The organism is Massilia eurypsychrophila, assembly GCF_002760655.1.
GTDB lineage: Bacteria > Pseudomonadota > Gammaproteobacteria > Burkholderiales > Burkholderiaceae_D > JAFCUW01.
Genome location: NZ_PDOC01000003.1, coordinates 1 through 12741, shown reverse-complemented (window position 1 = coordinate 12741; position 12741 = coordinate 1). Strand labels below are relative to the sequence as shown.

Annotated in this window: 13 protein-coding genes; 4 read left to right on the top strand and 9 right to left on the bottom strand. The window is 63.2% G+C overall.

All coding sequences use genetic code 11. From position 1 onward, the window contains the following. Window positions 1-24 precede the first annotated feature (24 nt). The 5 genes from motB to flhD all read right to left on the bottom strand — a co-directional run bounded on the left by motB (window position 25) and on the right by flhD (window position 3836). Window positions 25-990 (bottom strand): flagellar motor protein MotB, encoded by a 966-nt coding sequence (gene motB / locus CR105_RS05650; RefSeq protein ID WP_099787484.1) that lies wholly within the window; start codon window positions 988-990, stop codon window positions 25-27. A gap of 54 nt (window positions 991-1044) precedes the next feature. Further along, the gene (gene motA, locus CR105_RS05645) at window positions 1045-1905 is read right to left on the bottom strand and encodes a flagellar motor stator protein MotA (RefSeq protein WP_099787483.1); all 861 of its coding nucleotides are present in this window, start codon (window positions 1903-1905) and stop codon (window positions 1045-1047) included. A 195-nt stretch (window positions 1906-2100) separates the two neighbouring features. After that, window positions 2101-2871, bottom strand: a complete 771-nt coding sequence (locus CR105_RS05640) for a class I SAM-dependent methyltransferase (protein WP_099787482.1) — start codon at window positions 2869-2871, stop codon at window positions 2101-2103. Between the two features lie 37 nt (window positions 2872-2908). Beyond that, a complete protein-coding gene (gene flhC / locus CR105_RS05635; protein WP_099787481.1) occupies window positions 2909-3460 on the bottom strand; it encodes a flagellar transcriptional regulator FlhC in 552 nt (183 codons plus the stop codon). A gap of 58 nt (window positions 3461-3518) precedes the next feature. Then, complete coding sequence (gene flhD / locus CR105_RS05630; RefSeq protein ID WP_099787901.1) at window positions 3519-3836, bottom strand: flagellar transcriptional regulator FlhD; 318 nt, start codon at window positions 3834-3836, stop codon at window positions 3519-3521. Between the two features lie 502 nt (window positions 3837-4338). Between flhD and kynU the strand changes: the two genes are divergently transcribed. The 3 genes from kynU to CR105_RS05615 are packed head-to-tail and all read left to right on the top strand — an operon-like array spanning window position 4339 to window position 6999. Beyond that, complete coding sequence (gene kynU, locus CR105_RS05625; protein ID WP_099787480.1) at window positions 4339-5586, top strand: kynureninase; 1248 nt, start codon at window positions 4339-4341, stop codon at window positions 5584-5586. Continuing rightward, window positions 5510-6439, top strand: coding sequence for a tryptophan 2,3-dioxygenase (gene kynA / locus CR105_RS05620; protein ID WP_370660672.1), 930 nt, complete (start codon window positions 5510-5512; stop codon window positions 6437-6439). The genes kynU and kynA overlap by 77 nt, the downstream gene beginning before the upstream one ends. Window positions 6440-6453: 14 nt before the next feature. Beyond that, entirely contained in the window at window positions 6454-6999 is a 546-nt protein-coding gene (locus tag CR105_RS05615; protein WP_099787478.1) for an RBBP9/YdeN family alpha/beta hydrolase, read from the top strand. Between the two features lie 113 nt (window positions 7000-7112). Here the strand turns inward: CR105_RS05615 and htpG are convergent, their stop codons facing one another. Both htpG and CR105_RS05605 read right to left on the bottom strand, forming a co-directional pair. Continuing rightward, window positions 7113-9026, bottom strand: a complete 1914-nt coding sequence (gene htpG, locus CR105_RS05610) for a molecular chaperone HtpG (protein WP_099787477.1) — start codon at window positions 9024-9026, stop codon at window positions 7113-7115. Between the two features lie 74 nt (window positions 9027-9100). Then, complete coding sequence (locus tag CR105_RS05605) at window positions 9101-10564, bottom strand: aminotransferase-like domain-containing protein (protein ID WP_099787476.1); 1464 nt, start codon at window positions 10562-10564, stop codon at window positions 9101-9103. A gap of 75 nt (window positions 10565-10639) precedes the next feature. Here CR105_RS05605 and CR105_RS05600 point away from each other — a divergent pair, with 75 nt between their 5' ends. Continuing rightward, complete coding sequence (locus CR105_RS05600; RefSeq protein WP_229413659.1) at window positions 10640-11563, top strand: DMT family transporter; 924 nt, start codon at window positions 10640-10642, stop codon at window positions 11561-11563. 11 nt (window positions 11564-11574) lie between these two features. Here CR105_RS05600 and CR105_RS05595 read toward each other — a convergent pair whose 3' ends face one another. Further along, window positions 11575-12099 (bottom strand): Clp protease N-terminal domain-containing protein, encoded by a 525-nt coding sequence (locus tag CR105_RS05595; RefSeq protein ID WP_229413658.1) that lies wholly within the window; start codon window positions 12097-12099, stop codon window positions 11575-11577. 8 nt (window positions 12100-12107) lie between these two features. Beyond that, window positions 12108-12332 carry a helix-turn-helix domain-containing protein gene (locus CR105_RS29460; RefSeq protein ID WP_099787473.1) on the bottom strand — a complete coding sequence of 75 codons (225 nt, stop codon included), beginning with the start codon at window positions 12330-12332 and terminating at the stop codon, window positions 12108-12110. Window positions 12333-12741: the final 409 nt, after the last annotated feature.

Below are 12741 nucleotides of genomic sequence, written 5' to 3'. Positions count from 1 at the left end.
CGCCTCCAATTCGCGCGCGCGCCATCATGGTGCCGCCTTCGCCGCTGCCGCGGCGGCGGGCGGCTGCGCCAGCGCCGCCGGGGCAGCCGCCGGGCTTGTCCCGTTGATCTCCGGCACCTGCAGCGACGCGTTGTCGCGCATGACCGTTTCTTCCGTTTTCTTGTTCATCACGATGATGCTGATACGCCGGTTGATCGGATTGAACGGGTCCTCGCGGTCCAGGTTCGCTGCCGAACCGAGTCCGACGACGCGCAAGATCTTGTTCTCGTTCATGCCGCCGATGATCAGTTCGCGCCGCGACGCGTTCGCCCGATCGCTCGACAGTTCCCAGTTGCTGTAGCCGACATCGGAAAAGTACGGCGTCGAATCGGTGTGGCCGGACAGGCCGATGCGGTTCGGCACTTCGTTGAGGACAATGCCGATCACGCGCAAGATATCGGCGGTGTACGGCTGCACGGTCGCTTTTGCCAGCGCAAACATCGGCCGGTTCTGCTCGTCGACGATCTGGATGCGCAAGCCTTCGCTGGTGATGTCGAGCAGCAGCTGATTCTTGTATTTCTTCAGCAGCGGATTGGCTTCGATGGTCGCTTCGATCTTCGCCTTCAGCTGCTGCAGGCGGACGCCCTCCTCGCGCTCGAGCGCGGCCTTGGCCGCCTTCAGGTCGTACGATTTTTTCACCGACTCGACGTCGCCTTTCTTGACCTGGCCGTCGCGCCGGGTCAGGTCGCGCCCGCCGCCCTGGATCACCGACGAGCTGTCGCCGCTGCCCGAGCCGCCCGACATGGCAACCTTCAGCGGCGTCTTGAAGAACTCCGAGATGCCGTTCAGGTCGCCCTTGGTGGTCGAGCCGAGCAGCCACATCAGCAAGAAGAACGCCATCATCGCCGTCACGAAGTCGGCGTACGCAATTTTCCAGGCGCCGCCGTGATGGCCGGCCGCCGTCTTCTTGATGCGCTTGACGATGATCGGTCGTAAGCCCTCATCGGCCATATGCGCTCCGGGACAGGAACTCTGCGTGTGAATAGATAATTGACATCGAGCGGCTTACTTGGTCTTCGATTTCTTGATGTGGTCTTCGAGTTCGCCGAACGTCGGCCGTTCTGTCGAAAACAGTACCTTGCGGCCAAATTCCACCGCCAGCGCCGGCGCGTAGCCGTTCAGGCTGGCCAGCAAGGTGACTTTGACGCACTGGAACATCTTGGTCGACTCTTCCAGCTTCTGTTCGAGCAGGCTCGACAGCGGCGTGACGAAGGCGTACGCCAGCAAGATGCCGAGGAAGGTGCCGACCAGCGCCTTGGCGATCAGGATGCCCAGCTCGGCCGGCGGAATGCCGACCGACTCCATCGTATGCACCACGCCCATCACCGCGGCGACGATGCCGAACGCCGGCAGGCCGTCGCCGAGCTTGGCGATGCAATGGGCCGGCACCGCGCCTTCGTGGTGATGGGTCTCGATTTCGTTGTCCATCAGGTTTTCGATCTGGAACGCATCCATGTTGCCCGACACCATCAAACGCAGGTAATCGGTCATGAATTCGACGATGTGGTGGTCGGCCAGCACGCCCGGGTACTTGGAAAACAGCGGGCTGTCTTCCGGCTTGTCGATATCGCCTTCGATCGACATCAGGCCTTCCTTGCGCACCTTGGACAGGATGTCGAACAGCAGCGACATCATCTCCATGTACAGTTCCTTGGTGTGGCGCGAACCCTTCAGCACCGACGGCAGCGCCTGGATGGTCGCCTTGATCGACTTGCCATTGTTGCCAACAAGGAAAGCACCCACCGCGGCGCCGCCGATCATCAGCAGCTCGAGCGGCTGGAACAGCGAAGCCAGGTGGCCGCCGCTGAGGGCGAAGCCGCCGAACACCGAGGCGCAGACGACGATATATCCAATGATGACTAACAAGAGCGCTGACTCCCAAGGTGGAAAATGATCGGGCCCGGGCCCGGCATGAATGTTCAAACAACTGAGTGGAAATAGTGACAATGGGTGTCGACCGAATCACGTGGCGATCGAGCAAAAAATTGTCCTAGGGAACTACAATAGCGTGAGAATGGCCACCGGGCAAGTAAAACCGCCCCGTTTATGACGCTGTGTCGCCTAAAAGTGCCAACCATAAAGCGCCGGGCCGGCACCTGTAGGCATTATGTTAATGTCCGGCGGCTTTGCACCGATATTGAACTCATAACTGAGTAACAGCGAACCCGGCCGCATCTCCGTGCTCGCCTTGCGCCACAGGCCATCCATGGCCGCCGGCGACAGGTAGGCAAACACGGCGTCGTAGGCGCCGAGGTCGAGATGTTCGTAGTCGCCGCGCACGAAACGCGCGCTGCCGCCGGCCAGCCGGGCGCGCAGCGCGCTCGCCAGCCACGGCAGCGGCGCCAGCTCGATGCCGACGAAAGTCGATTCGGGCCGGCGCCGCGCCAGGTCGAGAACCAGGCCGCCGAGGCCGCTGCCGATGTCGATGAAAAACAGCGGCCGGTCCGGCGGCAGCACGGCGGCCACCGCGTCCCAGGCGCGCCGCCCCGACGGGTAATACGGCACCTGGGTGCGGAAGGTCGACCAGTATATTAATAGCAGGATCAGGAAGCCGCCGAGGAACAGCATGGGCGGCAACTGCAGCGCGACCCCGGCCAGCAGCGCCAGCGGGAACAGCAGCTGGATCGCCAGCCACCACGGCGCCAGCCGGCGCCAGCCGCTCAGGGCGGCGGCGAAGATGCCCTGCAGCAAGGCGGCGCCGGCCAGGCTGACCGGCGCCCCCGCGCGCAGCAGCAGAAACGCCGCCACCACCGTCAGCGGCGCGGCGGCCAGCTGCAGCAGCAGCGCCTGCACCGCCGGCGCGCGCCAGATGCGACGAAGGGCAAGGCTCACGCCCTGCCCCTCGATGGGAATGCGGTAATGCGGGAGGTCACGCGGCTAGCAGCGCCGCCGCGGCGTCCTTCGATTTCTTGGTCTTGCCGGCGCGCGAAGGCATGTGGCACAGGCCGCACTGGTAACCGTCGTTCAGGTCGAGCTGATTGACGACAAACTTGCCCTGGCAGCATTTGCACGCGGCCATCGACAGCATCTTGCTCTGGAAGAAACGAACCAGGGTCCAGGCGCGCGTCAGCGACAGCAGCGGCTCTTCGCCCGGCTCAGGCGGCATTTGTTCGAGGTACAGCTTGTAAGCCTTCATTACCGCTTCGATGCCGGTGGCGCCGGCGTGCTCGACGAGGAATTTGTGGATGTTGATGAACAGCGACGAGTGGATGTTCGGCTGCCAGGTCAGGAACCAGTCGGTCGAAAACGGCAGCATGCCCTTCGGCGGCGACATTCCGCGCAGTTCCTTGTACAGCTTGAGCAGGCGTTCGCGCGACAGCGTGACTTCGGTTTCGAGCAATTGCAGGCGGGCGCCAAGCTGGATCAGTTCAATTGCCAGCTGAATTTCCTGGGCTTCCGTGACGACGCTTTTCTTGCTCATTGTAAAACTCCGTGTCTGCTACGCCAAAACTGCTCTGCTTGATAGAATCGGTGTGAACTTAAGCGATTTCTTCGACGGCCTGGCCGGCCATCAGGATGGCGGCGTGCGACTGGGCCAAGCTGCGGTCCTTGTTGTAGTTGGTCAGCATGGAGAGGATGGCGCTGTCGTCAAATCGAAATCGGGCCAACATCATGTTGCCGCCTGCCAGTTTGAGGATCTGGGCGTTGCTCATGCCTTCGATCAGTTCAGCAATGTCGGCGGCGATGCCGAGACGGAAGATCGCGGTTACCTTGTCTGCACGGATCATTTGCTGAGCGAGCATCAGGTAGCTCAGATTAGCATCACGAATTTCCGCCATCATGTCGTTCGCAGTCATTTCCGTCTCCTTGAATCCGTTGAAATTCGGCAAGAAGTTGTATTGCCGATGGGATACATTCTGACTGTGTGGAAACTTTTACGAAATAGGACGGAGGATGTATTTTTCGTCGGCGAATGACGAGATCGACCCGTCAGTGTTTGTCTGACAAACACAACGTGATCGTGGTCGCGCCCTATGAGAACAGGGCGAATTGACTTGCGGAAACTGCAAAACCTGGAAACTTCGACGCGCTTCTTCTGTCGTCTTATTTCGGTTACGTCAAACTTTTCAGGAACTTTAGGGTTTTTTTGAAATAAATCCAAAATACTTTTAAATTGCTTCCATGGAGTCTATTACGACCCTGGTTTCTGGAACTTTAGGGCTGTTGCGAATTATTTTTGAACGGATGCGGTGCGGCCGTTCTTTGTTAGACTGTCACTTTTGGCCTGTATAGACGGCTTTCACGTATTGCTGAAGGGTTCCACATGCAGTCTCCCCTCTCTAGTAGTAAAGCTTTCGCATGACGACACGAACCGTCTGCCTGGCGCTCGACGCACAGGACCCGCTGGCGCCGCTGCGCGCGCGCTTCGACCTGCCGCCCGGCGTGATTTACCTCGACGGCAATTCGCTCGGCGCGCGGCCGAAGACGGCGCTGGCGCGCGCCACCGAAGTGATCGCGCGCGAATGGGGCGAAGGGCTGATCCGCAGCTGGAACACGGCCGGCTGGTTCGACCTGCCCAAGCGCCTCGGCGACCGCCTGGCGCCATTGATCGGCGCGCGCGCCGGCGAAGTGGTCATCACCGACAGCACCTCGCTGAACCTGTTCAAGGCGCTGGCCGCCGCGCTCGAGATGCAGGCGGACCATCCGGGCGCGCCGCGCCGCGTGATCGTCACCGAGCGCGCCAACTTCCCGACCGATATTTACATGGCGCAGGGTCTGGCCAGCTGGCTGGCGCGCGGCTACACCGTGCGGCTGGTCGACTCGGTGGAGGAACTGCCGGGGGCGATCGACGCCGACTGCGCCGTCGTCATGCTCACCCACGTCAACTACCGCACCGGCTACCAGCACGACATGGCGGCCGTCGGCAGCCATGTTCACGCCCAGGGCGCGCTGATGCTGTGGGACCTGGCCCATTCCGCCGGCGCGGTGCCGGTCGACCTGAACGCGGCCGATGCGGACCTCGCCGTTGGCTGTACGTACAAGTACCTCAACGGCGGACCGGGCGCGCCGGCCTTCATCTGGGTGCCCGAGCGGCACCAGGCGTCGTTTCACCAGCCGCTGTCGGGCTGGTGGAGCCACGCGGCGCCGTTTGCAATGGCGCCGGCCTTCGCGCCCGCCGACGGCATCGGCCGCGCGCTGTGCGGCACCCAGCCGGTGGTCTCGCTCGCGCTGGTCGAATGCGGCCTCGAAGTGTTCGAGGAGACCGACATGGCGGCGATCCGCGCCAAGTCGCTCGCGCTCACCGACCTGTTCATCGACCTGGTGGAAGCGCGCTGCGGCGAGCATCCGCTCGGTCTGGTCACCCCGCGCGAGCATGAGCGCCGCGGCAGCCAGGTCAGCTTCACCCATCCGCACGGCTACGCGGTGATGGCCGCGCTGATCGAGCGCGGCGTCATCGGCGACTATCGCGAGCCGGCCATCATGCGCTTCGGCTTCACGCCGCTGTACACCAGCTTTGCCGACGTCTGGGATGCGGTCGAGATCCTGCGCGCCGTCCTCGACGAACAAGCCTACGACATCGCCGCCAGCCGCGGCGCGGTCACCTGACAGAGAACCTATGAGCGACGACACCAAATGCCCGGCCGAATGGCACGGCGCCAAGATGGACTTCAGCAGCGCGATGAGCTACGGCGACTACCTGGGCCTCGAGCAGATCCTCAACGCCCAGCATCCGCGCTCGCCGAATCACAACGAGATGCTGTTCATCGTCCAGCACCAGACCAGCGAACTGTGGCTCAAGCTGATGCTGCACGAGTTGCAGGCGGTGCGCGTCAACCTGCGCGCCGGCGAACTGGCGCCGGCCTTCAAGATGCTGGCGCGGGTGGCGCGCATCATGGACCAGCTGGTGCACGCGTGGGACGTGCTGGCGACGATGACGCCGCCGGAGTACACCGCGATCCGCCCCTTCCTGGGCGCCTCGTCCGGCTTCCAGTCGCACCAGTACCGCGAACTCGAGTTCATATTAGGGAACAAGAACGCCGCGCTGCTGTCGGTCCACAGCACCGCGCCGGCCGCGCAGGAAATCCTCGAACGCGAGCTGCACGCGCCGTCGGTGTACGACGAAGCGGTGATGCTGCTCTCGTGCGCCGGCTTTGCCATTGCGCCGCAGCGCCTGGCCGCCGACTGGACGCTGCCGACCGCGCACGACGACTCGGTCAAGGCGGCGTGGCTGGGCGTCTACCAGGATCCGGACAAGCACTGGGCGCTGTACGAGCTGGCCGAAAAACTGGTCGACCTCGAGACGGCGTTCCGCTTCTGGCGCTTCCGCCACGTCACGACGGTGGAGCGCATCATCGGCTTCAAGACCGGCACCGGCGGCACCGCTGGCGTGAGCTACCTGCGCAAGATGCTCGACGTGGTACTGTTCCCGGAGCTGTTCTCGCTGCGAACCGCGCTGTAACGAAAGGAGCTGCAATGGAATGCAACGTATTGGTACTGGCCGGACTGTGGAATTCAGGACCGCAGCACTGGCAGACGCTGTGGGAGCACAAGCATCCCGACTGGCGGCGGGTGACGCACCGCGACTGGTTCAATCCCGATTGCCATGAGTGGGTCAGCGAGCTCGATGGCGCGATCGCCGCGGCCGAAGGCCCGCCGATTCTGGTGGCGCACAGCCTGGGCTGCGTGACGGTGGCGCACTGGGCCGCGTCCGGCTCGCCGCTGAAGGTAATCGGCGCCTTCCTGGTTGCGCCGAGCGACGTCGAGGCGCCGTCGTATCCGGCCGACGCCGACAGCTTCAAGCCGATGCCGCTTGCGAAGCTGCCGTTTCCAAGCATTGTGGTGGCCAGCTCGGACGACCCGTACGTGTCGATCGAGCGTGCGCGCCAGTTCGCGCAGGCGTGGGGCAGCCGCTTCGTCGAGATCGGCGCCGCCGGCCATATCAATGGCGATACCGGTCATGGCGAGTGGCCTGAAGGCGAAAAGCTGCTCGCCGACTTCTGCGCCGAACTATCGAAGTAGCAAACCACCCCGGCCCGAAAAACCGCGCAGGCGGGCATCTAGCGCCCAATACGAAAAACCGTCATTCCAGCCATTGCTGGAACGACGGTTTTCAGGTTAGCGGTGCTAAACGCTTACTTCGACAGCAGCATCTCGTTAAGGCGCTTGACGAAGGTGGCAGGATCGGACAGCGAACCGCCTTCGGCCAGCAATGCCTGGTCGAACAGGATATGCGCCCACGACGAGAACTTCTCGCTGTCGCCTTCCTCGTTCTTCAAGCGCGCCACCAGCGGGTGGTTCGGATTGATCTCCAGGATAGGCTTCGACTCTGGTGCGTTCTGGCCGGCCGCCTTCAGCATGCGCAGCAGGTTGCCGGACAGTTCGTTCTCGTCGGCGACCAGGCAGGCCGGCGAATCGGTCAGGCGGAACGTGATGCGCACGTCTTTGGCCTTTTCGCCCAGCGCCGTCTTCATCTTCTCGACCAGGTCCTTGTAGGACGTCTCGGTTTCCTCGTGCTCCTTCTTCTCGGCTTCGTCCTCGAGCGCGCCCAGGTCAAGGTCGCCCTTGGCCACCGACACCAGCTCCTTGCCTTCGAACTCGGTCAGGAACGACAGCATCCACTCGTCGACGCGGTCCGTCAGCAGCAGCACTTCGACGCCCTTCTTGCGGAAGATCTCGAGGTGCGGGCTGTTCTTGGCCGCGATGAAATTGTCGCCGGCGACGTAGTAGATCTTCGTCTGGCCTTCCTTCATGCGCGATACATACTCGGCCAGCGACGTGGTCTGCTCGCCGCTGTCGTTGGCCGTCGAAGCAAAACGCAGCAGCTTGGCAATGCGGTCCTTGTTGGTGGCGTCTTCGCCGATGCCTTCCTTCAGTACCTGGCCGAATTCCTTCCAGAAGGTGGTGTACTTGTCCTTCTTTTCCTGCTCGTCGGCGTTGGCCAGTTCTTCCAGCATGCCCAGCACGCGCTTGGTCGAGCCTTCGCGGATCACCTTGACGTCGCGCGACTCCTGCAAAATCTCGCGCGAGACGTTCAGCGGCAGGTCGTTCGAATCGATCACGCCCTTGATGAAGCGCAGGTAGGCCGGCATCAGCTGCTCGGCGTCGTCCATGATGAACACGCGCTTGACGTACAGCTTGATGCCGCCGCGCTTGTTGCGGTCCCACAGGTCGAACGGCGCGTGGCTCGGCACGTACAGCAGCTGAGTGTATTCGCTGCGGCCCTCGACGCGGTTGTGCGTCAAGGTCAGCGGCGCCTGGAAGTCGTGCGAGACATGCTTGTAGAATTCATCGTACTGCTCCTGGGTGACGTCCGACTTGTTGCGCGCCCACAGCGCGCTGGCCTGGTTGATGGTCTCGAATTCGTCCTTGATCACCTGCTCGTTCTTTTCGGCGTCCCACTCCTCCTTGCGCATCTGGATCGGCAGCGAGATGTGGTCGGAGTACTTGCGGATGACCGACTTGAGCTTCCAGCTCGACAGCAGCTCCTCTTCGCCGTCGCGCAAGTGCAGGATGACGTCGGTGCCGCGGTTGGTCTTCTCGATCGGCTCGACCGAGTAGTCGCCCTCGCCGCACGATTCCCAGCGCACGCCTTCGGAGGCGAAGGCGCCGGCGCGGCGCGTGTTGACGATGATGCGCTCGGCGACGATGAAGCCCGAATAGAAGCCGACGCCGAACTGGCCGATCAGGGCCGCGTCGGCCTGCTGGTCGCCGGACAGCTTGCCGAAGAACTCCTTGGTGCCCGACTTGGCGATCGTGCCGAGGTGCGAGATGACTTCGTCACGGCTCATGCCGATGCCGTTGTCGGAGATGGTGATGGTCTTGGCGTCCTTGTCGAACGAGACGATGATCTTGAGCTCATGGTCGTTGCCATACAGCGCATCGTTATTGATCGCCTCGAAGCGCAGCTTGTCGGCGGCGTCGGACGCGTTCGAGATCAGCTCGCGCAGGAAAATCTCCTTGTTCGAGTACAGCGAGTGAATCATCAACTGCAGCAGCTGCTTTACTTCAGCTTGAAAGCCAAGGGTTTCTTTTTCGGCGATGGCCATTATTTTTCCTCTTGTGAAACGGTTTAAACGAACGGATTGTGGCAAGATTGGGGTTGAAAAAGCAATTTCAAGGGCTAACCCTTGCCGATTTCGCGTCCCAAGAACTCCCAGACGGTCGGTTCCTGCATGGCAGCGACATTTAGCCGCATCCTCGTCGACGGCAGCTGGTTCGGCGAAAACAGGCTGCCCGGCGCCAGCAGCAGTCCGGCGGCCATCGCCCGCTCGGTCAACACGCTGGTATCGACCCCGGCGTCGGCCCAGACGAACATGCCGGCCGTCGGCGCCACGCCGACCTTCAGCCCCACCTTCTCCATCTGCCGCACGGTCCTGGCGCGTACCGTGTCGAGCCGCGCGCGGATGCGGTCCACCTGCTTGCGGTACAGGCCTTCGGACAGGATCTTGTAGACCACCCGCTCGGCGATGTCGCTGCTCGTCAGCGTGGCCAGCATCTTGCGGTCGGCCAGCCGCTGCGCCCATTCGGGCGAGGTGGCGATGAAGCCGACGCGCAGGTTGGCCGCCATCGACTTCGAAAAGCCGCCCAGGTAGATCACCCGCTGCAGCTGGTCGAGCGCGGCAATGCGGGTGGCCGGCTGCACCGCCGGTCCCGGATGCAGGTCGCAGTAGACGTCGTCCTCGACGATCGTGAAGCCGTGTTCCTCGGCCAAGCGCAGCACCTGGAACGCCTTTGCCGCCGACAGCGACGTCGACGTCGGATTGTGCAGCACCGAGTTGATGATGTAGAGCTTCGGCTTGTGCAGCGCCGCCAGCTGCGCCAGCTGGACCATGTCCGGGCCGTCGGCCCGACGCGGAATGCCGATCACGCGCGCGCCGAGCGCGGCGAAGGAGCCGAACATCAAGTACCAGGCCGGGTCGTCGACGAAGATCGTGTCGCCGGGGCGGGTGAATTCGCGCGCCACCAGGTCCAGCGCCTGCGTCACACCGACGGTGGTGACGATCTGGCCGGGCGCGGCCTCGATTTCGAGTTCGGCCAGTTTTCGCTGCAGCTGCTGGCGCAGCGGCAGGAAGCCTTGCGGCGTGCCGTAGTTGAGCAGCAGGCTGGCGTGCTGGCGACCGATTGCGCGCAGCGCGCTGGCGATGCCGGGACCATCGAGCCAGTCGGCCGGCAGCACGCCGGAGCCGGGCGCCTTCTGCGTCGGCGAAGCGTTGAACATGTGACGGATCAGCCAGACCACGTCGAGCGGCCGGCCCGGACCATCGGCAGCCTCTTCGCTGGTGCTAGCGCCGGCGGCCGGCGCCGCCGAACGCTCGCCGGTGTTTAATGGCGAACGCTCGCGCACGAAAAAGCCGGCGCCGCGGCGCGACTCGAGGTAGCCGCGCGCGACCAGCTTGTCGTAGCTGGCCACCACCGTGAACGCCGACACCGAGTGGGCGGCGGCGAACTGGCGGATCGACGGCATGCGGGCGCCGCCGCGCAGCAGCTTGTCGTCGATGCGGGCGGCGACCGAGCGGGCAATCTGGTCGATCAGCGTCTCTCCGCTGTCGCGCGACAGCAAGGCCGTCACCGGTGTATTGGTCATTTTACCGTCACAGTATGAAAAATTAACTAAAGAAGTGTATTGGTACTGTACTGGCTTTGTCGACTAGCATACCTCATGACAAAAATTATTGGAATACACGCCGGCCTACCGGCGACATCGGACGAAACGCGCGGCATGCTGCTTGGCCTGGCCGGCGTGGCGATATTCAGCCTGACGCTACCCTTTACGCGCATGGCCGTGACCGGGCTCGACCCCGCCTTTGTGGCGCTTGGGCGCGCGCTGGTTGCCGCCGCGCTCGCCGCCATCTGGCTGCGCTGGAAGCGCGCGCCGCCGCCGCCACGCTCGGCGCTGTTGCCGCTGGCGATGGTGTCGCTCGGCTGCGTGATCGGCTTCCCGTGGCTGACGTCGATCGCGCTGCGCACCCTGCCCGCCTCGCACGGCGCGGTGCTGGTCGGCATCCTGCCGCTCGCCACCGCCGTGTTCTCTGCGCTGCGCGGCAACGAAAAACCATCGCCTGGCTTCTGGGCGATGGCGCTGCTGGGCACCGGCCTGGTGATCGCCTTCGCCTTGCGCCAGAGCGGCGGCAGCTTTCACCTGGCCGACCTGCTGATGTTCGCCGCAGTCGCGCTCGCTGCGCTTGGCTACGCCGAGGGCGGACGCCTGGCGCGCACGATGGGCGGCGAGCAGGTGATCTGCTGGGCGCTGTTGCTGTCGGCGCCGCTGGTGTTGCCGCTGGTCCTGTGGTTGTCATGGCCGCACTTCGGCTCCTTCGCCAGCGCCAGCGCCGGCGCCGGCGCCTGGCTCGGCTTTGCCTACGTGTCAGTGTTCTCGATGTTCATCGGCTTCTTCTTCTGGTATCGCGGCATGGCGGTCGGCGGCATTGCGCGGGTCGGCCAGGTGCAGCTGGTGCAGCCGTTCCTGACCCTGGTCGGCGCCGCAATTTTTCTCGACGAGCCGCTGGAGCTGTCGAACTTCGTGTTTGCATTCGCGGTGATCGCGGTCGTGGCTGCCGGGCGCAAGATGCAGGTGCGCCGCTAGCGCATGTGGTGTCAGCCGCGAGGCGCAGCATTGATTTCCGCGCGTGTGGCGGTGACCAGCCGCTCAAGGTCAACCCCCAGCTTTTTCATTGCCCGGGCCGCCACGCCATGCCGGACCGTCGCGATCACCGCCAGCCAGTGGGCCCCGAGCAACGGCTCGCCCGGGTATGCCTTGTGCCGGCTCGCCAACTGCTGCATGAGCGCCTGCACTGCCGGCTTCGCTTTGTAAGGACCATCGTTTGGGGCAATGCGAGCGGCATCGAGACGCATTGAATCGAGAGACGGGGATTGCACGCCGATATTCTCCAGGGCATCGGCATATTGCTGCGCAATCGCCTGCTGGAAGCGGTCGGGATCTGCGCCGATGCGTTCGAATGCCTTGCGCGCGGTGCCGTCGGGCATCTCCAGGGCCGCCAGCACGAAGTGCTCCAGTCCCGGTTCTTTCTGGCCCTCGGCGTTTGCGTGCCTTTCAGCACCCAGGCACATGGCCTTGATGGTACGCATATCACTGAAACGCTGCATGAAACGACGAAGCAAAGGACCTGCTAGTCGGGCAAATCGGGTGCGTGAAGAGCGTTCGCCAGGCGCTTGTGCGCTGCTTGCCTGGAAACGCCAAGTGCCTCGGCAACCTGGGCCCAGGACCAGCCCTGTTGGATTGCGTTCGATACCGCGCGCCGTTCCAGCCGGTCTGCGAGCAGGCGTAGCGCCACCACTGAAGCGAGCGCTTCGGCGGGGCCATCAGGTGACGGGAGCGATTCAAGGTCGGACATGCGTCAATGATAGTTGACAAGCAATCGAGCGTCAACATATGTTGACACCAAATTGCTGGGGTCAGGTCTGACATTCGGACATTTTGCTAGGGTCAGGTCTGACATTCGGACATTTTGCCGGGGTCAGGTCTGACATTCGGACATTTTCATGAGAAGAGGCGCGACAATCACTATTGCGTGAATAATTTGAATGTTGTGTGGGCATGAACATTTCCACAGCGGTAGGGCCAACGCCGAAAAATGTCCGAATGTCAGACCTGACCCCAGCCTTTTGTCCGGATGCCCCCTGTGTCACGCTAGTTGTCACCTCACATTTTTAGGAGACAACATGAGCAAAGTGTATTCTGACGCCTTCATCGAGCAAGCCTTGGTCAAGGTCTATTCCCGCGGCGAACGCACCATCCAGGAC

Bases quoted from the DNA above. Each gene is read 5' to 3' on its own strand.
- CR105_RS05600 (WP_229413659.1), top strand. From the start codon at position 10,640: ATGACAAAAATTATTGGAATACACGCCGGCCTACCGGCGACATCGGAC.
- CR105_RS29460 (WP_099787473.1), bottom strand. From the start codon at position 12,332: ATGTCCGACCTTGAATCGCTCCCGTCACCTGATGGCCCCGCCGAAGCG.
- kynA (WP_370660672.1), top strand. From the start codon at position 5,510: ATGCGGTCGAGATCCTGCGCGCCGTCCTCGACGAACAAGCCTACGACA.
- htpG (WP_099787477.1), bottom strand. From the start codon at position 9,026: ATGGCCATCGCCGAAAAAGAAACCCTTGGCTTTCAAGCTGAAGTAAAG.
- kynU (WP_099787480.1), top strand. From the start codon at position 4,339: ATGACGACACGAACCGTCTGCCTGGCGCTCGACGCACAGGACCCGCTG.
- CR105_RS05615 (WP_099787478.1), top strand. From the start codon at position 6,454: ATGGAATGCAACGTATTGGTACTGGCCGGACTGTGGAATTCAGGACCG.
- flhD (WP_099787901.1), bottom strand. From the start codon at position 3,836: ATGACTGCGAACGACATGATGGCGGAAATTCGTGATGCTAATCTGAGC.
- CR105_RS05605 (WP_099787476.1), bottom strand. From the start codon at position 10,564: ATGACCAATACACCGGTGACGGCCTTGCTGTCGCGCGACAGCGGAGAG.
- motB (WP_099787484.1), bottom strand. From the start codon at position 990: ATGGCCGATGAGGGCTTACGACCGATCATCGTCAAGCGCATCAAGAAG.
- flhC (WP_099787481.1), bottom strand. From the start codon at position 3,460: ATGAGCAAGAAAAGCGTCGTCACGGAAGCCCAGGAAATTCAGCTGGCA.